The organism is Halalkalibacter sp. HAAS-P013, from assembly GCF_056619925.1.
In genome coordinates, this window is record NZ_JBWQTU010000008.1 from 269,997 (window position 1) to 292,614 (window position 22,618).

The 22,618-nt window shown below is 38.0% G+C and carries 18 protein-coding genes and 1 pseudogene; 15 read left to right on the top strand and 4 right to left on the bottom strand.

Annotated features, from left to right (window positions below; translation table 11 throughout):
- The first annotated feature begins 138 nt into the window (after window positions 1-138).
- The 8 genes from AC1FXP_RS12980 (at window position 139) to AC1FXP_RS13015 (ending at window position 9,066) form a co-directional block, all read left to right on the top strand.
- The gene (locus AC1FXP_RS12980) at window positions 139-471 is read left to right on the top strand and encodes a hypothetical protein (RefSeq protein ID WP_480062001.1); all 333 of its coding nucleotides are present in this window, start codon (window positions 139-141) and stop codon (window positions 469-471) included.
- A gap of 509 nt (window positions 472-980) precedes the next feature.
- Entirely contained in the window at window positions 981-2,402 is a 1,422-nt protein-coding gene (locus AC1FXP_RS12985) for an MDR family MFS transporter (RefSeq protein WP_480062003.1), read from the top strand.
- A gap of 528 nt (window positions 2,403-2,930) precedes the next feature.
- Window positions 2,931-3,560 carry a TetR/AcrR family transcriptional regulator gene (locus AC1FXP_RS12990; protein WP_480062005.1) on the top strand — a complete coding sequence of 210 codons (630 nt, stop codon included), beginning with the start codon at window positions 2,931-2,933 and terminating at the stop codon, window positions 3,558-3,560.
- Between the two features lie 14 nt (window positions 3,561-3,574).
- Complete coding sequence (locus AC1FXP_RS12995; RefSeq protein WP_480062007.1) at window positions 3,575-4,486, top strand: ABC transporter ATP-binding protein; 912 nt, start codon at window positions 3,575-3,577, stop codon at window positions 4,484-4,486.
- 4 nt (window positions 4,487-4,490) lie between these two features.
- Entirely contained in the window at window positions 4,491-6,113 is a 1,623-nt protein-coding gene (locus tag AC1FXP_RS13000) for an ABC transporter permease (protein WP_480062009.1), read from the top strand.
- 912 nt (window positions 6,114-7,025) lie between these two features.
- Complete coding sequence (locus AC1FXP_RS13005) at window positions 7,026-7,409, top strand: GntR family transcriptional regulator (RefSeq protein WP_480062011.1); 384 nt, start codon at window positions 7,026-7,028, stop codon at window positions 7,407-7,409.
- The gene (locus tag AC1FXP_RS13010) at window positions 7,406-8,296 is read left to right on the top strand and encodes an ATP-binding cassette domain-containing protein (protein ID WP_480062013.1); all 891 of its coding nucleotides are present in this window, start codon (window positions 7,406-7,408) and stop codon (window positions 8,294-8,296) included. The genes AC1FXP_RS13005 and AC1FXP_RS13010 overlap by 4 nt, the downstream gene beginning before the upstream one ends.
- Window positions 8,293-9,066 (top strand): hypothetical protein, encoded by a 774-nt coding sequence (locus AC1FXP_RS13015; protein WP_480062015.1) that lies wholly within the window; start codon window positions 8,293-8,295, stop codon window positions 9,064-9,066. The genes AC1FXP_RS13010 and AC1FXP_RS13015 overlap by 4 nt, the downstream gene beginning before the upstream one ends.
- A 710-nt stretch (window positions 9,067-9,776) precedes the next feature.
- Here the strand turns inward: AC1FXP_RS13015 and AC1FXP_RS13020 are convergent.
- A complete protein-coding gene (locus AC1FXP_RS13020) occupies window positions 9,777-11,099 on the bottom strand; it encodes an FAD-dependent oxidoreductase (RefSeq protein ID WP_480062017.1) in 1,323 nt (440 codons plus the stop codon).
- 557 nt (window positions 11,100-11,656) lie between these two features.
- Here AC1FXP_RS13020 and AC1FXP_RS13025 point away from each other — a divergent pair.
- Together AC1FXP_RS13025 and AC1FXP_RS13030 are read left to right on the top strand one after the other, a co-directional pair.
- Window positions 11,657-12,781 (top strand): diaminobutyrate--2-oxoglutarate transaminase family protein, encoded by a 1,125-nt coding sequence (locus tag AC1FXP_RS13025; protein ID WP_480062019.1) that lies wholly within the window; start codon window positions 11,657-11,659, stop codon window positions 12,779-12,781.
- A pseudogene (locus AC1FXP_RS13030) lies at window positions 12,715-13,181 on the top strand (NAD(P)H-dependent oxidoreductase); the annotation flags it as partial. The gene AC1FXP_RS13025 and the pseudogene AC1FXP_RS13030, both read left to right, overlap by 67 nt.
- Before the next feature lie 557 nt (window positions 13,182-13,738).
- Here the strand turns inward: AC1FXP_RS13030 and AC1FXP_RS13035 are convergent.
- On the bottom strand, window positions 13,739-14,662 hold the full coding sequence (locus tag AC1FXP_RS13035; protein WP_480062021.1) for a response regulator: 924 nt from the start codon (window positions 14,660-14,662) through the stop codon (window positions 13,739-13,741).
- Window positions 14,659-15,978: a sensor histidine kinase gene (locus AC1FXP_RS13040; protein ID WP_480062023.1), complete on the bottom strand. Its 1,320-nt coding sequence runs from the start codon at window positions 15,976-15,978 to the stop codon at window positions 14,659-14,661. Before AC1FXP_RS13040 ends, AC1FXP_RS13035 begins: the two co-directional genes overlap by 4 nt.
- A gap of 370 nt (window positions 15,979-16,348) precedes the next feature.
- Between AC1FXP_RS13040 and AC1FXP_RS13045 the strand changes: the two genes are divergently transcribed.
- Window positions 16,349-17,767, top strand: coding sequence for an alanine/glycine:cation symporter family protein (locus AC1FXP_RS13045; protein ID WP_480062025.1), 1,419 nt, complete (start codon window positions 16,349-16,351; stop codon window positions 17,765-17,767).
- A 225-nt stretch (window positions 17,768-17,992) separates the two neighbouring features.
- On the opposite strand, the gene AC1FXP_RS13050 is transcribed toward AC1FXP_RS13045, so the two are convergent.
- Window positions 17,993-19,000, bottom strand: coding sequence for an asparaginase (locus AC1FXP_RS13050; RefSeq protein WP_480062027.1), 1,008 nt, complete (start codon window positions 18,998-19,000; stop codon window positions 17,993-17,995).
- 246 nt (window positions 19,001-19,246) lie between these two features.
- On the opposite strand from AC1FXP_RS13050, the gene AC1FXP_RS13055 reads away from it, so the two are divergent.
- From AC1FXP_RS13055 to AC1FXP_RS13070, 4 genes are all read left to right on the top strand, one after another.
- Entirely contained in the window at window positions 19,247-19,585 is a 339-nt protein-coding gene (locus AC1FXP_RS13055; protein ID WP_480062029.1) for a helix-turn-helix domain-containing protein, read from the top strand.
- Window positions 19,585-19,848: a hypothetical protein gene (locus tag AC1FXP_RS13060; protein WP_480062031.1), complete on the top strand. Its 264-nt coding sequence runs from the start codon at window positions 19,585-19,587 to the stop codon at window positions 19,846-19,848. Before AC1FXP_RS13055 ends, AC1FXP_RS13060 begins: the two co-directional genes overlap by 1 nt.
- 188 nt (window positions 19,849-20,036) lie before the next feature.
- Window positions 20,037-20,993 (top strand): glutaminase, encoded by a 957-nt coding sequence (locus tag AC1FXP_RS13065; protein WP_480062067.1) that lies wholly within the window; start codon window positions 20,037-20,039, stop codon window positions 20,991-20,993.
- Window positions 20,994-21,057: 64 nt separating this feature from the next.
- Window positions 21,058-22,335, top strand: coding sequence for a Glu/Leu/Phe/Val family dehydrogenase (locus AC1FXP_RS13070; RefSeq protein ID WP_480062033.1), 1,278 nt, complete (start codon window positions 21,058-21,060; stop codon window positions 22,333-22,335).
- The last annotated feature ends 283 nt before the right edge of the window (window positions 22,336-22,618 follow it).

Sequence of the window (22,618 nt, forward strand, 5' to 3'; positions counted from 1 at the left end):
TAATGGAATGATTCTTCCTATTGTAGGGTTAATAAACAATTTCAGAGTGAGACATTACACAAATAAGTTAGAAAAATAGTGTTTTCCGAAACAAGATAAATGCTGATGAATTATTAAGCTTTTGAAGGAGGACATTTAATGGGTCACGATATTGCAGGATACAATAAATCAGGAGAAGAAATTGCTTATGCACGTTTTAGTATGGAGAATTATAATGCTACCATACTGTACGACTTACTGGACGCAAATGACTACGATGGAGAAGTTAGTGGAGTAGGCGACAGTTCTACTTTTTCAATACAACAAATTGAAAAGGCTTTGAATGAGTTCAAGCAATTATACGATTGTGGTGATTCAATCCTACCTCAAAATGATCTCTTAGATTGGGATCAAAAACAAATTCTGGATTTTATAGAAAGCTGTTTTCGAACAGCACAAAAAGAAGGGAGTGTCAGAGTGTTGTTTGGCTAATTCTTTATAAGTTTTTTGCTGTATTCCTCCAATTCCACTGTTCTTCACTTATCACTATCCACTTGCATATATTACAAGTTGCCTTCCTTGTCGAGCCTACCTTATGTATGGACCCCAAAAAACATATTCTAAACTGAGAAAAACTATTTAACACCCATATTTATCTGCCATTACTGTCCTAGCCACCTTGAATATATGTAATAGGACAAAGGACAAGTACTTTAGCAGATAGAACAATGAAAAGTGCCAACTTTCTATTTACTATTTATAGAATAGTTGGTACTTTTTTTGAGGAATTATTGGGACAGGGAAGGTGTCAAACTTTCTGGGTTCAATTTGGAATCTGTCCATGATGGACCTTTAAAAAAAGGTCTATATTTCGTATTGCGAAATATAATAGTTGAGATATACTTATATACAGGATCAGACATAAAGGAATGCGAACATTGTTTAGTAAACTTAAACCGAGTTTATAAAGGTTCAAGATATGATTAATTAGGGGTTTTTATATGGAAAATAAAGAGAGTTATAGTAAAGTATTGATTGCTGGATTATTGCTCATAGGGTCGTTTATTGCTGTTTTGAACCAAACGCTCATGATTACAGCCATTCCCCCTCTGATGGAAGAGATGAATATCACGGCGAATACAGGGCAATGGTTAACAACTGTATTTATGCTGGTGATGGGCATAATGGTACCCATTTCTGCTTTTTTAATTGAAAAATTTACGACGAGACAGCTTTTCTTATCGGCAATGGCAATCTTCACGATTGGAACGGTGCTCGCGGCCATGGCGACAAATTTTCCTATCTTACTTACAGGCAGGATTATTCAGTCAATTGGGGCAGGGGTCATGATTCCATTAATGCAGACGGTGTTCTTGCTTATTTTTCCGGTAGAACGCCGAGGAGCGGCTATGGGGTATATAGGTCTTGTGATTTCGTTTGCACCAGCAATCGGACCGACGTTGTCTGGGTGGGTGACCACGAATTATGAGTGGCGCTACATGTTTTATGGAATTATCCCTTTAGCATTGCTGATGTTGGTTTTGGCGTATATTAGTATGAGGAATGTGACGGAGCTAAAAAACCCGAAAGTCGACCCCATATCGATTATGTTATCTACATTTGGATTCGGGGGACTTCTGTACGGGTTCACGAGTGCAGGGAACAATGGCTGGGGAAGTCCACAAACGGTAATCTTCCTAGTCCTTGGAGTGTTACTGATTTACTTTTTCATTAAGCGTCAGCTTGGATTATCCCATCCGATGCTGGAATTCCGTGTTTTTAAGGCGCATATGTTTACTCTTTCTACAATCATATGCAGTATTGGCTTTTTGGGCCTTATCGGGCTTGAGACACTTATTCCATTATATATGCACAACATGCGTGGGTTTACAGCAGTGGAAGCGGGAATTGTCTTGCTCCCTGGGGCATTAATAACAGGTTTCATGGCTCCCATTACAGGAAGAATATTCGATCGATTTGGTGCACGGGTGTTGGCTATTCCAGGTTTAATCATCATGACGATCTCAACCTTTGCTTTTCTCTTCATTGATGCAACCACTTCGATTTTGTATTTAACTGTAATGTATGCGATTCGTATGTTTGGTTTCTCGATGGTGATGATGCCAGTCAATACAGCAGGACTGAATCAAATACCGAGAAAATTGATTCCCCATGGGTCAGCGGTGACAAATACAATACGTCAGATGTCAGCGTCTATTGGAACCGGATTACTCGTGACAACGATGACAACGGCAGAAAGGGCAGGAGCTAATTTTCCTCAGATCGTGAATCCCGATATATTTGGAGCGATAATCGCATTTGGGATGATTACTGTGTTGACGTTTGTGGCGTTGATTCTTTCCTTTAAAGTACAGAAAACCTATCCACCGACAGACGAAGAATGGGAGGTGGAGGCAGGGTAGGAGTTTTTAGGAATGAAGGAATTCACTTACAAGGTCTAAATAAATTCCAAGGAAAAACCTGCTTAGAGAATCTTTAGAACAAAAATTTATATTATTAGAATACGACCTCTTGCGAATGAATTTTCGCAAGAGGTTTTTTCAGGAGCAAGGGACGGGTGCCTCGTTTAACACGGGGGATAGGAACGCCAATTGAATAATTTTATTAAACAATGAAGAGGGTTCCGAATTCACGGTTGCATTCTGCAATCTTCTTTTTTAACTATACATCAAGATTGTCCATAATACCCTCATATTATATTTTGTTTTATGTAGAAATAGGAACAGAGCTCACTAACCTATCAAGTACTAAGGAAGAAGGAGTATTTATACGATACTACTAGAAATATCGTAAGAAGAGTGTGTATTGATTTTTAATCCTTTACACACTCTTTTTATATTAAGGTTATAAATTTTTTGAGCTACCTTGTACAAAGTGGTCAATCATTATATCTTTGTTTAGCCAGTGGTTATTAAAGAAGAAGGGACGTGATGATAATCAACTCTAAATTTTTTAACATTGATCCACTAAAACAAAGAAAGATAATAAATGCTGCTATGAGAGAGTTTTCACATAAAGGTTATAAAAAGGCTTCTACGAATGAAATTATAAAAGATTCTGGTATTTCAAAGGGGCTGCTCTTTCATTACTTTAGAAATAAAAAAGAGTTGTATTTATATTTATTTGATAGGGCTGTGAAAGTTGCAAACGATGAATTTTATGCAGGAATTGATTATACAGAAACAGACGTTATCAAAATTTGGGGGAATATGGCCTTTTTAAAGTTTAACTTGATGCGTCAATTTCCTGAAATCATCAATTTCATCATGTCCGCTTATTTTGAAGAAGCAGAGGAAGTAGTAGTTGAACTGCAAGGTAGAAAAGAGAATTTTAATCCTGCTAAAGTAAATGATTTATTTAAAAAAATAGATGGATCAAAATTTAAAGCAGATTTAGAAGTGGACAAAGCCTTAAAAGTGATTACTTGGACAATGGAAGGCGTTATTGAACAAGAGAGGAATAAGGCAAAGGATATATCAATTGAAGAATATAATTTGGAAGAAACGATAGAAAAAATTGACCATTATTTAATGGTGTTAAAAGATTGTTTTTATAAATAGAAGGAGTTGGTGATATGTCTGTATTGGAATTAAGAAATATAACAAAGAAATTCGGCCATTTTGTTGCTTTGGACGGAGTGGATTTAGAATTAACTCAAGGGGAAGTATTAGGGTTTATAGGACCTAACGGGGCAGGGAAATCGACTACTATTCGCATTATTCTCGGATTATTACGGAAAACTGGCGGGGAAGCGAAACTATTCGGTAAGGATCCATGGAAAGATGCAGTTGATCTGCACAAACGTTTAGCATATGTCCCAGGGGATGTACATTTATGGCCGAATTTATCTGGTGGAGAGGTCATTGACTTGTTTGGCAATTTAAGAGGGAGTATGAATACGAAACGCAGGTCAGAACTAATTGAGCGTTTCGATCTTGATCCGAGAAAAAAATGTAGAACCTACTCAAAAGGCAACAGACAAAAAGTAGCACTTATTTCTGCTTTTGCATCGGATGTGGACTTATTCATTTTAGATGAACCGACATCAGGATTGGATCCTTTAATGGAGATGGTATTCCAAGATTGTGTTGCAGAAGCGAAAGCTGCTGGAAAAACAATTTTACTTTCTAGTCATATTCTTGCGGAAGTAGAGAGACTTTGTGACAGAGTAAGTATTATAAAGAAAGGGAAGGTTGTGGAGACTGGTACTTTGGGGGAATTACGTCACTTAACGCGTACTAACGTTACTGTAGAGACAGGACGTCAAATTGTCGGTTTACAGGATTTACAGAATGTTTTTGATGTATCAGTTGAATGGAAGAAAGCGAAGTTTCAAGTCGATACTCAGAATCTTGACTCGGTGTTGCGACACCTTCTTCCATTTCAAATAAAGACATTAACAAGTACACCACCATCACTTGAAGATCTTTTTATGCGACATTACGATAATGAAATTAATAGTACTCAGCAAAGTGATAGGGGGTGAAAGGATGCGAAATGAGTTTACAGGAACAGGTACTTTAACTTCTCTTGCTTTTAAACGGGACCGGGTAAAAATATTTATTTGGGTAGCAGTGATTACGTCATTTGTTACTTCTGTAGGTATCGCAATGCATGATTTAATGCCTACGCAAGAAGAAGTGATCAAACAGATAGCAGTTAGAGCTGAAAGCCCTGCAATTAGACTATTTGATATACCAGCAGCAGGGGTCAGTATAGAATCTGCTATGTTGATGAGAAGTTCTATCTTAATTGGTATTATCATTGTATTAGTAAGTATGCAGACAGTTATACGCCACACTAGGCAGAATGAGGAAACAGGACGAACGGAGATGATTAGTTCCACTGCGGTAGGAAAATATGCTAGTTTAACATCTGGATTAATTGTCACTGTTATTTTTAATATATTAGTAGGAATTACGATTGCTGCAGCGATGTTATTTAATAATTTTCAAATGGAAGGAGCCCTTTTAACTGGATTTGTTTTTGCAGGGATAGGGATCTCTTTTGCTGGTATCACTTCCATCGCAGTTCAGCTATCTCAAACTTCTAGTGGTGCAGTGGGCATGGTTACTATCACCTTTGCAGTGGTCTTTCTTATCAGCTCTATCGGTGATGTACTAGGGGAGTTTAATAGAAATACCTTTGCTGTTGAAAGTCATTGGGTAGTATGGTTGTCACCGTGGGGATGGCTTGGTCAAGTGTATGCATTCCATGATAATAATTGGTGGATTCTTTGGTTATTCTGCTTCTTGTTTTTTGTTACTGTCTTTATTGCATTCTATGTCAGTACAAAAAGGGATGTAGGAATGGGATTTTTTCCTGCTAAAAAGGGACCTCCCTTTGCTTCTAAAATGCTGTTAAGTCCAATTGGATTGATGTGGAGGATTCAACGTAGGTTAATTCTTAGTTGGGTTGTAGCAATGTTTATCTTCGGAATGGTAATTGGGGGAATTGGTAATGAAATAGAGGATATGGTATCTGGCTTAAACAATAACCAACTGTTAGAAATGTTTGGTGGTAATCCGAATTTAGTTAGTTCTATCATGGCGTCATTTGTAGCATTTCTAGCTACATTTGTGTCGGTGTATTTTGTCTTGGCACTGTTAAGGTTACGTCATGATGAAGTAGACGGCTATATGGAAGGAATCCTCGCTACGGCAGTGAGTAGAGTTCATTTATTGATGAGTCAGATTATTTGTGTCGGTTTAGGGTTAGGGGCCATTTTATTCTTTTTAGCATTAGGTGCTGGCATGACAGCTAAAGTGTCTACTGGTGATGCTATGTTTATAACGATGATGGAAGTCACCTTTTATCAAGCTTCTGCAATACTCACCATTGGAGCTTTTACAATTCTTATGATAGGGATTCTACCAAAAGGTGCAATTGCAGTATCCCTTGCTGCGGTTATATTTAGTTTAATTTCAGGTCCTATGTTTGGTACAATGCTTGGTTTACCAGAGGTAGTTCAAAATATTTCTCCATTTTCTTATACGATTGTTGGTGAATCAGGAAATGTTGATTGGATTCCTGCACTAGGATTAGTTGTAATAGCAATAATCTTTACAACGGTTGGGATTATAAGCTATTGTCGCCGTAACTTAACTTTTTAAGAGTAATAAAGTTAGATCTGGATCAAATTTATTTAGCATCATACCTAATTATGAAGTAGAGATAATTACTCGAGAACTTTGAATACATTTATTTCTAAAGTCAGATTCCTAAAAAAAAATAACGTGAATCTACAATAAAGAATGATATCTATTATTCTAGTAATTAATTTACAATAATATAAACCAGCATCTTAGAATTTAAGCGAGGACCGGATTAATTATCGATATGTTACTTTAAATTGAAGCAAGGGACCGGTTCGAGACTGGTGAAAAAGTGCAAGTTCTATTAAAAAGAGGGAACCCAACTACGACAAGTAGTATCTGTTCGGAGTTTCGTTTTCCATATATAGTAGTTAGAGTTATAACTTTTGACTTTTTCACTGATCTCGAACGGTTCTCTTTTCAATAAATGAAAGAAATACAAGAACAGTCCCTGTGCTTCCAGGCACATATATCCCCAACTTCTTGTGACTGTCATCACCTTCTGGCAGCAGTTTTTGTCTAAAAAAAACAAAAGAGATACTTTTGTAAGCAGGTGCTTTCGCTTACTTTGGTATCTCTTTTTCATTTTTTTCCCCATTCAGCAAAAAATGCAGTAGAAACTGATATTGTCTCCTCCTAATTAGATCAATGTTTTGCTTAGAATTTAAACAGTAATATAGTTATTAAAACGGATGCCACTACGAATTGATACACAAGACAACTTGCTCTTGGAGACCTGTGCGGGATAAGTTTAGAGGAAGAGAAAGAATCTTGTTTCGAAAGTAGTAATATCTACAACTATATACCCTCTTCAACGTTGTTGTCTTTCTTTTTCCTCAATAGTGATTTACCCTTTTTATCTCATCACCTTGACAATTCTCGGAAAGGTTATATACTCATATATATAACTATATATGTATAGAGGTGGTGATGGCTGTGGGTCTTTCGTTTCATGACAAGAAACCGATCTTCATGCAGATAAAGGAGCGGATTGAGGATCAGATTGTGAAGAGTCAGTTAAAGGAGCATGATCAAATTCCTTCGACGACACAGATGGTTCAGTTCTATAAGGTGAATCATATTACGGTTTCAAAGGGGATTAATTTGTTGGTGGATGAGGAGATTATTTATAAGAAGCGGGGTGTTGGTATGTTCGTTGCGGAGGGTGCGAGAGAGAAGCTGGTGGAGAGTCGGAAGCATGTGTTTGAGGATGAGTTTGTGTTACCGATGATTCAGGAGGCGGAGAAGCTGGGCTTGACGGAGCGGGAAATCACGGACATCATCAAGCGGTTGAAGGGGGAGCGGTCATCATGAGATGCGATGTTGTGGCGAAAAATGTAGGGTTGAAGTTGAAGGACAATGAGGTGTTGAAGGAGATTTCGTTTACGCTTGAGCATGGGAACACGTACGGATTGCTCGGACGAAACGGGGCAGGGAAAACGAGTTTGTTGTCGCTCTTGGCATCCTATCGAGAGCGGTCGTCTGGGGAGCTTCTGATCGGTGGAGAGGATCCGTTTGAAAATAGGAAGGTGATGCCGCATATCGGCTTTGTCTATGAGACGGATTATAGTGATGAGGATGAAGCGGTGATGGGGTACTTTGAGTTTGCACAGCGGTATCGTCCTTTCTTTGATCGGGCTTATGCGGAGGAGCTGGCGAGTCGTTTTAAGGTGCCGTTGGATAAGTCGATCTCGAAGCTTTCGAGTGGGAAGCAGTCGGCCCTGAATGCGATTTTAGGGTTGGCAAGTCGGACACCGGTGACGATTTTGGATGAGGTGTATTTGGCAATGGATGCGCCGACGCGGGAGTTGTTTTACCAGGAAGTGATCGAGGAGCAGGCACGACATCCTCGGACGATGATTCTTTCAACCCATTTGGTGTCGGAGATGGAGTATTTGTTTGATCATGTGCTGCTGCTTCACGATGGTCAGTTGCTAGTTGATGAAGAGTATGATGCATTTGTTGGTCGTGGGGCGTCGGTTACGGGGGCGTCTGCGGCGGTGAATTCGTTTGTGGCTAGTATGGGAACCGGGTTGAAGCGGTTGAAGACGCAGCAGCTTGGAGATATGAAATCGGTGATGGTTTACGGGGAGTTGAGCGAAGAGAAGCAGTTGGAAGCGGTGAGACTTGGGTTAGATGTTGGGCCAGTTTCCCTTCAGGAGTTGTTTATTTATTTAACAGGGGAGGAGGAGAAGGTATGAGTAGTGTAAGTGGTGTGAATCGGGGCTCTGGTCGAGAAGCGGGTATTTTTAAGGAGGGCTCTACGGCGGCGAAGGTGTCTAGTGATTTGTTTTTTACGCAAATGAAATGGGCTATTTGGTTCGTCGGGATTGTCTTTGTAGTCTATCTTGTTGTTCCTAGGTTCGTGACGGATGTGGATTCGTTACATTTGCATTTCCTTGCGTTTATTTTTCAGCCGACGAAAATATTCATGTTGGTGATTGGAATTCTGTCGTGCTTTGCGTTTCTAGGCTATTTTGTTGGGAACGGGATTACGAGGAAGGATTATTTCATCGGGTCGGCTGTTGCCGCTGTTGGGGTAGCGGTTTGTATTATGGCGTTAGCTAGTGCTTTACAGGGCGTCCTCCATCTTGTGGGAATATTCACGGCCTACGTGCCGAATACGGGCCATGGTAATGTATTCGGTGTGGAATCGGCTTGGCTAGTACCGTTTGTGGTGTATAGCTTGTCGGTGGTTGCGTATTATGTGGCCGGCTGGCTCATTAGTATCGGGTTTTATCGGTACGGAGGGTTTGGTGGAGCGATTACGATTATTTCTGCGATTATATATGTGGGGATGACGGATATAAGTTGGGAAGGGGAACGTTCGTTGCAACTGTTTGGATTTATTCGGTTTTCTATCCCTGAATTGTCACTTCCATTGGCGATGGTAATGACTGTCGTACTGCTAGTGATAGGTCTTTGGTTGCTTCGTGCGTTAACAAAGCGGGTTCCAATAAAGATTGATTAATTTTATGATTAGTAGTAATTGTGTTGGATTAATTAGAAAAGTAGGAATGGCTGATGTGGCTGTAGATGTCATGTCGCATCGTCTACTTTTTGGTAGTGAAAGCTAAGACAAGATTCATATTTGATTTGTAAAAATTGTTTAATAACAAACGAGTAGCAATCCTTGAATAAGCAGGGATTGCTCTTTTTCTTCTCGGTGCAACGAACGAAACAGGTTTATTGAATAAAAGTGGAAACAAATTGTTAGTTTGAGTTGTTACTGAGAGTAACAAATATTGGTGAAGTTTATTTATTTCAAAGGGGGAAGTCATTTTTGGGGAGAAAAAACCTAAATTATCACTTACAGGGGCATTAGTTATTTTAAGTTTTTGTATATTATTTTTTGCATTTACCATTTCGAATGCTATAAGAGAAACATCTAGAAACAACATGCACAATGGAACTTATGAATATGAATTAACAAATTTAACGATAATTTTGAAGAATTGATAAAAATACTTCAAGAAAATAATGAAGTGGAATAGGAGGAAAAACCAAAAAGCCCAACTTCTCAATTTTTAATAGTGAGAAATTGGGCTTTTTAATATTGTAATTCTTACTAAGCAGTTCGATTTATACAAAGGAGACCCTTTTTGAAGGGAGATTGTTCAAAAACAGGTTTGATCTTTTAGAATATGCTTAAATTTTAACAAATTGTTCCTTTAAAACAATCTATTTCTGCCGACTGGTGTACATTTTGAACAATATTTTGGGGTGGAATAGGTGAAAAGGGGGACGGATTAAATTCATCACTCTAACCAATCGAATATAAATTTCCGGGTCAAAAGCTGAAAGTTGATATACTCTTTTACTGTACCACTGTTTAATCGGCTGTCCAAAAGTCCTATCCCCTTGAATATTAGGATGGCGAAACGCTTCTGTGATCGCCATGTTCCAAGGGGTTGCAATCAACTTTGAAATTCTTTTTTGACATGTTTGAGTAAAGCCTTTGTCGAGGTGCGTAACTTGTTGAAGACATCTTTGTAACTCTAAAGCTTCCATCGCAGCGACAGAAATTCCTTGCCCGAAAACAGGATCAAAGCGGCAATGAGCGTCTCCAATTACCAAAAAACCTTCTGGGATATGTCTTACTAGGTCGAAGCGCCGGCGTACTTGATAGGGAATCTTATGTATTTTAATATCTGTAACAGGCTCTGCTTGTTCAAGAAAATGAAGCACATCAGGGACGGGCAATCTTTTTGCATAAGAGATAAATTCTTCATTCGTTTGCGGCGGGCTTTCATTGACGTAACCACTAAAAGTCACAGAGAAACGATTCTCTTCAATTGTTTGGATATATGCCCCATAAGGATTGTCAGGGTAACTTGGAGAAATAAGGATGTTACACCAGTCTGGCTGTTCTTGGTTTTTTAGATGATATAATCTAGAAGCATAGAATAGTTGAATCCACACCTTTTCCTCTTTAACCTCTATATCATATGTTTTCAACCAGTCTATACTCTTTGAACCAAATCCACTGGCATCAACAACCAGATCTGCATAAAGATCTTCTTCTGTTCTCGTTTTAAGGGATCTTACTCGTACTCCAGATAATTTATTGTGCAGACGGTCTATTAGCAGTTGTTCTGCCACTGTTTCGTATCTAGTAGAAATATTGAGAACTTGTTCAATACGTTTTTGTAAATGCCACTCAAGCATAGGTCGACTTTGTTGAACCATTATTAATTCTCCTGAAAATTGTTGTCTCCAGAAGCCAAAATGGTGCCATTTCAAATCTCCAGTAAAATTATTTACAATACTTCCATCTTCTATTAATTGCGCGATAAACTGTGGGAATAATTTCTCAATTGCTTCTTCTCCTCCTTTTAATAAGACATGAGGATGATAGCTTTGTGGGACCCTTTTTCTAGGTGTTTTCTCTTTCCATTCTTGACCTGCTTCCAAGATAACCACTTGTTGAAAGGAAGGGGACAAGGCTTTAGCAACTAGTTTTCCAGCAATACTTCCACCAATAACGATTGCTTTCTCAAACATGCTTTTCCTCCAATCTTCTCTAATCTGTACCTTTTTGGTACTACAATAAGTAATTTAACTTCTTAATCTCTTTCTTTTTTTATTTTAAACTTTCCAGCTTATTTTGAGGAATATTTCTAGCATTGTTGACAAGGTTTTTAACTCAATCCTTCTATATGCAATAATATTAAAAATTATTCAAGATAACTTTTTAATATTAGCTTTTTTCACTGGTCTCATTTATTGCTATAAGGTTCAGGAACTTTTTCAGCTTTGCTCTATAAGAACTACTTAATAGTAACAAAACTACAACCCCATCTACCTATAATTCCTTTTGAGAAATAGAGTGATCTGCTTCGAAATGGCTATGAATTTCAATAAAAACATAGCTTTTTTATAGTGTGTAAGGGCAATAGAATATCAATCAGGACGAAAAGACTAAATTCCAGATTTATAATTGACAATGATTATCACTTTTAATAAGATGCATACAGTGGCGATTGGGTGATATTGATAATCATTATCGATATTTAATTGCTATTTAAGATAAGATTTTAAACAAGAAAGTGGGGAAACAAATGCAGGGCAACTTAAAAAATGAACAATATCTTGATTCCCAAGCTAATCGTGAGTCAAATGCTCGTTCTTATCCACGTCGTATTCCAATTGCCATTCGTGAAGCAAATGGGATTTATGTAATAGATGTGGAGGGGAAAGTGTATATCGACTGCTTAGGTGGTGCTGGAACATTAGCGTTAGGACACAATCATCCTGTTGTCATAGAAGCGATTAAGAGAGTGTTGGATGATAAGCTGCCATTACATACATTAGATTTAACAACACCGGTAAAAGAAGAGTTTGTGGAAGAATTGTTTTCAAGTTTTCCTGAAGAGTTTGCTAAAAAAGCTCGAATCCAATTTTGTGGTCCGTCTGGCTCAGATGCTGTAGAAGCAGCCTTGAAGTTAGTGAAAACGGCAACGGGTAATAGAAGCATGTTGGCTTTTCAAGGTGGTTATCACGGAATGACCCACGGCTCTCTTAGCTTGATGGGGAATTTGGGACCGAAGAAACAGATCCCTGGTCTAATGCCGGATGTACATTTCTTGCCGTTTCCATATGATTATCGCTGCCCGTTTGGCATCGGGGGAAAAGAAGGGGTAGAAATAGGTCAAGCCTATATTGAACAGCTTTTACATGATCCTGAGGGTGGCATTGTTCCTCCAGCAGGAATGATTATGGAAATTGTTCAGGGCGAAGGCGGAGCGATTCCGGCACCAGATAGGTGGGTACGGGAAATAAGAAGAATGACAAAAGAAAAAGGGATCCCTCTTATTATCGATGAAATTCAAACCGGCTTAGGAAGGACAGGAAAGTTATTTGCCTTCGAACATTCAGGAATAACACCAGATGTAGTCGTTCTCTCAAAAGCAATTGGCGGTTCGCTTCCTTTAGCTGTTGTGGTCTATCATGAAGATTTAGATAAGTGGAACCCTGGTGCACATGCTGGGACGTTCCGTGGCAATCAGATGGCCTTTGCAGCCGGAACAGCAACGATTAAATATGTGAAAGAAAATGGTTTATCTGAACATGCAGAAGAAGTCGGTTCTCGTTTCATGTCACAGTTACATGATATTCAATCGATGAAAATGAAGGTTGGAAAGCACATGTTGAAGCAACGAAAGATGTTCCTGAGGTTACTTTAGACGACCTTGAATGGGCAGATTCGATTATTTTCAGTGTACCAACACGTTTTGGAAACATGCCAGCACAAATGAAGCAATTCCTAGATACAACTGGTGGATATGGTTTAACGGGAAGCTTGTAAATAAAGTAGTAAGTGCTATGACTTCAGCTCAAAATTCTCACGGCGGTCAAGAAGCAACAATCTTAAATCTTTACACTACAATGCATCATTGGGGGGCGATTATTGCATCACCTGGTTACACGGATCCAGTTCAATTTACATCAGGTGGAAACCCATATGGTGTAAGTGTAACAGTCGGGCAAGACGGAAAAATGATTGAAGATGTGGAAGCGGCTGTGAAACATCAAGCGAAACGTACAGTTACAGTAGCTGAATGGGCGAAAAAAGGAAATCAATAATGAAAATGGAGCCAATCAGATTATTCTGATTGGTTCCAGTGGGTATGACAACCTATAATGTCGCAAGTTCATATGTGCAAAGTATTATGCCTCTTTTATGTTATATCGAATAGATAAATCGATTCCTCTTGAAAGAATATTTGTTAGTGTTGTTCCGATGTAGATATAGATATAGATGGTCATTCTAACTATTTTATTTATCGTTTTTCCGCAGATTATTACGTTCTTGCCTAATTTGATGCAGTGAATTGGAGAGGCTATCTCTTGATTGGTTTAGCTTGGGTAGGGCTAGGTCATCATTAGAGACCAATTAGTGGAAGTTTCCGCTCTTAAAATAATAGTTTATGTTCCTGCTCCCGGTGGTAATTTGCTAGGGGCAGGATTTTTTTTAGGAAAGAAATAAAGTCACGATATTTGAAATAAAATGGGGCTATTAAACAAAAAACAGAATCTCGGTAAATGACTCTGTTCTTTATAATTTATTACATTTAAATTCTTTTTAAACTTGGTTCTTAGTACTAAACAAACTCTATCATATTTATAATCGCTGAAATTGATTACTCGGACATCATCTGTTTGGCTTCAAAATATAACGTTTGAATAAATTTTTTTGTATTAACTCGAGTAGAAGTTACCGGTGATCCAGATTCGTTTTTTAATTCTAACATCCTTTTTCGAACAACTGTAAAATCAAAAAAGTGGGAGGCATACTTTTCAAAAAGTGCATTTGAAAAGTCAGTAAGTCCAAGAGATGCTAAGTGATTTAAGGAATGATAAATCGTTCTTCGGACCCGCTGTTTAGAAGCTTTTATCTCTCTTCTTAGATCTTCATCATCCGCAGTTGCTCCTAGCTTTTTTGTAGCTACATGCTCATAAATAGTAGTAAGAGAGGGCATTTCGTGATCAAATGTATACTTCTTCTCATAATTAAATAAATAAACCAATATATCTAGTAAATCTCTAGAGCCGCTTTCGCCAGAGATCCCTAATTCAGATAAAAGAAATTGGCCATAAGTCTTAATATTATCCTCTTTATAAGCAGACGGTTTCCACTTAGGTTCAATGTGAAGGACGGTATTTAACGACTTTTGAATGTCATAAATCGATTTTTCTAACCGGATATGCTCCATCACTTTTTGAAGCACAGCTAATACTTCGATTTTATTAATCGGTTTATTCACATAGTGCTCTATCCCAAGTAAATACGCTTCACAAATTAGATCCTTTGATTCTATTTGTGAAATCATAATGATTTTTCCCTTAAACGTAGGTTTGATTGCTCGAATCGTTTCAAGACCGTCACGATGAGGCATTAGTAAATCAATTAATAAAATATCGACCTTTTTTATGTTTAATGTTTCTCCATCTAATAATGCACCATTTTCAGATTCACCTACAACTTGCCCTAGGTCTTCATCCTCTATAATTTGAGCGAGCATAGAACGAACGATTTCATCATCATCGGTAATATAGAAGTTCATCTAGAACACTCCTTTTCTACTAAATTTTCAACTGGCAAGCTAATTGTAAATACAGTTCCTTTATTCCCAGGTCGACTTTGGAAGGTAACGGTGCCGTTAAGTTTTGTGACCATATCCTCTACAAAGGTTAATCCAATGCCTGTTGAGGGATTACCCATAAGGTCAAATTTAGAAGTGAAGCCAGGTTTGAATACTAATTTTTTATGCTTATCAGTAATCCCGGCTCCATCGTCTTCAATGTTAAACTCAACCCAATTCTGCTTTGCGGTCACTTCTATTTTAACGGTTCCCTTATTAGTAATAGCTTCTACGGCGTTTGCAACTACATTATTGAGAATCGATAAAATCGAATAGATATGGTAACGAGAGTGCACTCCCTCAATCGTATAACTAAATTTAACTTCTTTTTCTAATAAGCGAGCATACTTTTCATTGGCTCGAACAATAATATGAATGAGCTCATTGACATTGACATAATCTGAGAAACTTTCATTTGTAATAAGTTTAGATAATCCAGCAAAAATTCTTTGATTGTCTTTTTTAATGTCATGTACCTCACCAGCGATTTCTAAAAGTTGTTGACGAGTTCTTTTGATGACATTGCTGTTAATAAGTTGATCCTGATTTAATCCTCTATATAGCTCGTAAGCCTTTCTAGTAATTGCCTCGGAGTTTTGAAGTGATTTTTTCAAGTGAATCGATTCCTCATACAAATTGGAGACGAGCATGACCATATGTTCATTTTGCTTTCGAACTTCGCGCTCCCGTGATTGAGTCTCATATAACTTCATCATACTAAAAACACCTAAGACCATAAAGCTATGAGAAAGTGCTATGATAACCATTTCCGTCAAAGAATTAGAAGTAATGGTCATTCCAAATACAAGATATTGCACGAATAACTCTACAAAGTCTGATATTAATTCAATAATGATCCCAAATAAGCCAATGATTAAGGGGCGATGGTGGTAACGATTAACTTTCATTACATAAAAAAGACAAGTATAAGTGAAATAAAAGAAAAAAGTGGGATAATGAGATTCGAACGATGTTACCCAGTTAAAGTTGTCTAGCATCAGCCAATCGAGTAGAAGTCGAAAAACGACAACTACAGTAGCAGTTAAAAAGCCTGGAATGATAGCGATGTTTCTTAAAAATAGTAGAAATAGAAAAAGAACGGGTGGGCCTAAACTAACTCGGAATGTTTCATTAATGGGGTAAAAATTAATTTCGCCCGCTAGTGGAACAAAAAGGATCATGAAAATCATAATCGTACGTTCTTTTTTAAGTAAAGGATAAAGGTTCAAAGGTGTCACTCCTAGGGCTTGTTCAAAAAGACTATCGAAGATTTAAGCATAATTCTATATAAAAAGTTATTTTTATTCAACTATATTTGCGATAAATTAGGGCCAATGACTCCGCACGCCGCGCGTCAACGCGTATCCCATTGGCTTTAGAGCTTTCGGGGATCCACTTATTGCTGTGAAAAAACTACTTTTTTGAAACAGACTCGATATTTTTTTGTGTTTTCTTGTAGCATCCGGTCTCTTTTTGTAGATTTCTTTCTATACTTATGTATATTTGTAAGCAACCAAAATGCAAACGCTTACAAGGTTTAGGAGGTGTCAATGATTTAAAAAGTGAGATTTGAACGCGGGTAAATAAAAAACTAAAGAGGTGATTCTTATGGTAGAAGCGATCATTGATTGGGGAAATACAATTTTATGGTCCTATGTGTTAATTGTTTTACTTGTTGGGTTAGGTATTTATTTTACGTTCAGAACGAAATTTGTTCAAATTAGAAATCTTGGAGAAATGTTTCGTTTAATGAAAGAAAGTCCTTCGACTAACAGCGGAAAGAAACAAGTTTCATCATTCGGAGCTTTTTGTATTAGTGCTGCATCAAGAATTGGGACTGGTAATCTTGCTGGGGTGGCCATTGCGATTACTTTAGGAGGTCCAGGTGCTGTCTTTTGGATGTGGGTTGTTGCTATTTTTGGTGCAGCATTAAGCTTTATTGAAAGTACATTAGCACAAGTATATAAGGTTAAAGGATCCAATGGGTACAAGGGTGGCCCAGCCTTTTATATGGAAAAAGCTCTTGGTGCTAGATGGATGGGTGTATTGTTTGCGATATTAATCACCTTCTGTTTTGGACTGGCTTTTAATTCGGTTCAAGCAAATACGATAACATCTGCATTTGAGGAAGCCTTTGGCATAAATCGACTTGTCCTTGGTATTGCTCTAACTGTACTGACTGGATTGGTGATTTTTGGCGGCGTGAAACGTATTGCTAAAGTGACTCAGGTAGTTGTTCCGATTATGGCTCTTTGTTATTTAATTTTAGCTACATATGTAGTGATCGGAAACATTGGCGAAATTCCTGGGATGATTGGTCTTATCGTCTCTAGTGCATTCGGCTTCAACGAAGCGGTTGCTGGTGGGATTGGTGCAGCCATTATGAATGGTGTCAAGCGCGGATTATTTTCGAATGAAGCTGGAATGGGGAGTGCACCTGTTGCAGCAGCAACCGCCGATGTGAGTCATCCAGCAAAACAAGGGTTTGTTCAGACATTAGGTGTGTTTGTCGACACGTTATTCATTTGTAGTGCAACTGCGTTTATTATTTTATTATCTGGTGTTCAAGGAGAAGGAATGGGTGGCATTCAGCTTACTCAGAGTGCCTTAGCTAGTCATGTTGGTTCGTGGGCAACAATTTTTGTCGCTATTGCCATTTTGTTATTTTGTTTTAGTTCGATTGTTGGAAATTACTACTATGGTGAATCCAATCTGGAATTTATTAAGGAAAATAAGACGATGCTCCTTGTCTTCCGTCTAGCTGTCTTAGCAGTAGTATTATTTGGGTCCGTATCAAGTCTAAGCATGGTTTGGAATCTAGCTGATCTCTTTATGGCGCTAATGGCGATCACAAACTTAATTGCTCTTCTTTTAATTGGGAAAATTGCGATTGCTGTATTAAAAGATTACGTTAAACAGAAAAAAGAGGGCAAAGATCCTGTATTTTATGCTAGCAGCATTGAAGGCCTAAAAAATGTGGAATGCTGGGAAGATGAAGAAAAGCTTAAGAAGCATAAAGAAGCCTAATGATGAAAACGGGAGAGCTTGTCTACAGCGACATGCTCAAATAGAGTTATAATTAAAAAGGTTGAAATGAACCCCCTTAAAGTAGACTTGGAACTATATCTTTATGTAAAAGGTATTTAAACTACTTTAGGGGGATTTTATTTAAACAATAACATCGTCGCCCCGTTATTTGAGCTCCTTTTCGTTCGATATCATCCGCGACAGTTCCAAATAAACCGATAGATCTTATTCATCCTCACTATCCCAAGTTGTAGATAGATCCCGAGCCAGTGGAGTTTCTATGATTTGTTTGACTTCTTTTATATTAGTCGTTTTACCCAGTGCCCACATTAGCTTGGCCACAATGGCCTCTTTGTTCATATCTCCAGATAAAATCACATCATATTGTGCAACCTTTCTGCCTACTTCATAAAGATATAAATCTCCTCCTTCTTCTAAACATTGAGTTGAAATGAGGACGACGACGCCTTCATCAATTAACGCTTTTATTTTAGGTAAGAGATTTCTTTGTTCAAATGGAACTCCACCATTTCCGTAACTTTCGATAATTACCCCTTTATACAACTTCTTCAAAAAGTCAAAAATCTCCGGTTTTGTTCCAGGGTGTAATTTCAAAACAAATACATCAGGACATAAACTTGTATCTAACGTAAGTTTCAGTTCATTACGTTCAGGCTGCCAGTAGTAGGTGATCCGATTTTCTTTTATCATAGCGACATAGGGTAAGTTAATACTTTCAAAAGCATCATAGCTTTTTGTTCTCATTTTTACAGCCCTTGTTCCCATTATGACACGCCCATCAAATACAACAAAAACCCCGCCTATGTTTTCACATGCAAAAAGAAGTGAATCTGATAGATTCTTTTTGGCATCTGTATGTTTAAAGCTGATAGGAACTTGAGAACCTGTCACAACAACTGGCTTTTGCAATCCTTGCAGCATATAGGACAATGCCGCGGACGTAAAGCTTAGCGTATCGGTTCCATGAGTGATCACAAATCCATCATACTGGTCATAGTTTTGATGCACAGCTTCTGCAATTTCAACCCAATGTTCTGGCTGCATATTTGTACTATCTCTGTTCATGAGGATTTGATAGGTTACATCAACAGATAAAGATGTGTCGTTAAAATAATCTAGTAGATCCTTTGCTGATAGGCCGGGAACAAGTCCCTCCTCACCTTCAATTGATGCAATCGTCCCACCAGTAGCAAGTAACAATAGTTTTTTCATATGTGTCCACCTTTAGATTCCAATATCGTAATAGTGTTTGCGTATCGCGACCTTAATGTTTATTATATTATAATATGAGCGAACTAAAATCAATATGTTGTTCTCGTTTCGAGAACGTTTTTCTTGATGAGTTATTTTCTCATGCTATAATTTATGACGATAAGAGCGTGTTCAAAGTTTGTCATAGAAGAAAAATAACTTTTCCTCTACTATCAAACTATAAAAAATACGGAAGCAGGGATCCAGTTGCTAAAGCGATTATCAGAACTTAGAAAGAAGAGAAATTGGTCCATGCAGGAAACGGCTGACCGACTTGGTATTGCAAAAAGTACGTATGCGGGCTATGAATCTGGCTATAGAATGCCTTCTATCCAAGCGTTAGCAGACATTGCTGATTTGTACGAAACAACGGTTGATTATATTTTGGACCGCGAAGTAGAAAAACTTCCGAAATTTGAACTTACAGAACTATTGGCATCAGAGGAACATGTACTAATACTTGATCATTCTCCATTAACTGTTGAGGAATTAAGAGATTTTATTGCTTTTACTAGGGTAAAGAGAGAGCTAAAAAAGGACCTTTGATGAACATGTATGGTCCTTCGTCTTTAAAACCACTTTGGCCTGTAGGTGTCTCAATAGAGCAAAAAGTAGAGGGCACTGAAAAAGGTCGGTTTTTACCTTTTTCAGTGCCCTCGAAGCAATGTGCAGAGCCGCTGCAATATTTTAAAAAGCCTTCTATGAGTGGTTTTCTCATAGAAGGCGCGCAACGTGCGGCGCCATTGCTACTTAATTTAAGCACTGAAAAAGGTCGGTTTTTACCTTTTTTAGTGCCCTCGAAAAAGTAACCTATTGAGACGTCTACTTCAACTCATTCGAGTGAAGGAAGAAAAAAACTTTTTTAATCGATTTGTAGTGTTTTGTTCTTTTTCGTAGTTTAGATTTTAATCTAAATATGAAAGTTGACAGCTTAATAATGGAAGCGGTTACAACGGAGGGAAGGCGAATGCAATCATTACAGGGAAAAAGGATAAGTATGAATTTCATTGAGGGAGAAAATCTCGATCGCTGGGTAAAACAATGCCGTCCACTTGGTAGGAAAGGTCGTTGTGCAGAGTACATTCCTGCTTTAGGGGAGTCAAATCTCTTGGATTTAGGGGTTTGCATCATTACCCCAGAAGGTGTGGAGATCAAATCAGGCGAATGGGATGTTCCTTTTACTCTACAAAGTATCTCAAAAGTCATTAGTTTTATTGCTGCATGTTTAGACCGTGGAATTTCTTATGTGCTAGAACGTGTTGATGTTGAACCAACAGGGGATGCATTTAATTCGATTGTCCGGTTGGAAATGAATAAACCGGGGAGACCATTTAACCCAATGATTAATGCAGGTGCTATTACAATAACTTCTCTCCTTAATGGGGAATCACCTAAGCAAAAGTTAAATTCGGTATATGAATTGCTTGAAAAAATGATTGGGAGACGACCAACTTTTAACGAAAGAGTCTTTCAGTCAGAATGGAAAACGGCCAATCGAAATAGGGCATTAGCTTACTATTTAAAAGAAAGCGGTTTCTTAGAATCGGAGGTCGAAGATGCGTTAGAAGTTTATTTAAAACAATGTTCCATCGAAGTTAATGCCAAAGATATTGCTCGAATGGGTTTAATTTTATCTCAAAATGGATACGACCCGATTCAAAAAAAGCAAGTCTTTCCTAAGGAGGTAGCAAAGTTGATAAAAGGTTTAATGATGACTTGTGGGATGTATAATGCCTCAGGGAAATTTGCAGCTTTTGTTGGGGTCCCAGCAAAAAGTGGAGTGTCAGGGGGGATTATCGCTTCAATTCCAGCAAGATATGAGCAAAAGATCCCTTTTCAAAAGGGGTGTGGCATAGGCATTTATGGACCAGCGATCGATGAGTTTGGAAATAGCATAGCAGGAGTTGAGCTTTTGAAAAATCTTGCAAATGAATGGGATTTTAGTATTTTTTAACAATTGGATCAGACATGTAAGAACCTATATGAATATAAAAAAAAGAATAAGGGTGGTATAGAAGATGATCACTACAAAGGAAATCAAAAAGGAAGAAAAAAAGAATGTATTAAGTCTGTTCCATTCTACACAAAGGGTCATACAAGAAGCGTTGCATAAATTAGGCTATAAAGATGAAATGTTCGAGCTTTTAAAAGAACCAATCAGAATGCTTACAGTACGTATTCCCGTTCGTATGGATAACGGAGAAGTAAAGATATTTACTGGTTATCGTGCACAACATAATGATGCTATAGGACCAACAAAAGGAGGAATACGATTTCATCCTGAAGTAAGTGAAGAAGAGGTGAAAGCGTTATCGATCTGGATGAGTTTAAAATGTGGAATTGTTGATCTTCCGTATGGTGGGGGGAAGGGTGGGATTGTATGTGATCCGCGAAGCATGTCTTTTAGAGAATTAGAAAGGTTAAGTCGGGGATATGTACGAGCCATTAGTCAAATTGTAGGCCCAACAAAAGACATTCCGGCACCGGATGTATTTACAAATTCACAAATAATGGCTTGGATGATGGATGAATATAGCCGTATTCGAGAATTTGATTCACCAGGTTTTATTACAGGAAAGCCACTTGTACTTGGTGGTTCACATGGAAGAGAAAGTGCTACAGCAAGGGGTGTAACCATTTGTATAGAAGAGGCTGTAAAGAAAAAGGGTCTTAAATTACAAGGCGCACGTGTGATTATACAAGGATTTGGAAATGCAGGGAGTTTCCTAGCTTCTTTCATGCATGAAGTTGGAGCGAAGGTAGTCGGAATATCCGATGCTTACGGAGCTCTTTATAATCCGGATGGCCTTGATATTGATTATTTGTTAAGTAAGAGGGATAGCTTTGGCACGGTGACCAATCTATTTAAGCAAACGATAAGCAATGAAGAGCTGTTGAAGTCTGATTGTGATATTCTTGTACCGGCTGCGATATCCAATCAAATTACGGTGGACAATGCTCATGAGATTAAGGCGGAGATTATTGTAGAAGCTGCAAACGGACCAACAACATTAGAAGCTACTAAAATATTAACAGAACGTGGCAAATTTCTAGTACCAGATGTATTAGCCAGCTCAGGTGGTGTCACGGTTTCCTATTTTGAATGGGTTCAAAATAATCAAGGGTATTATTGGGATGAAGAAGAGATTGATAAAAAATTACGCACGATTATGAAGCAATCATTTGAAAATATATTTCAAATATCACAAAGACATCAAGTTGACATGCGTCTAGCCGCTTATATGGTGGGGGTTCGGCGAATGGCAGAAGCCTCTCGTTTTAGAGGGTGGGTTTAGAAGATGTGCATAGCTAAGATTTTGTACATAAGCATTTTTCACATCAAAAAAGCCGATATCCTGTTTCCGAAGGATATCGGCTATTCAAATAATTAAAAATGAAAAATTATAATTATTATGTACTTGTAGTATTTTGTTTCTTTCCGTAACTTAAACAATAGACTAAATTGTACCTGCTAAATGTGTATGATAACCGTACACACATAGAAGGGAAATGAATAATCAATTATCCAAGGAAGTACTGGACTACTGAACTTTAAGGAGGAACATACTTCAATGAATT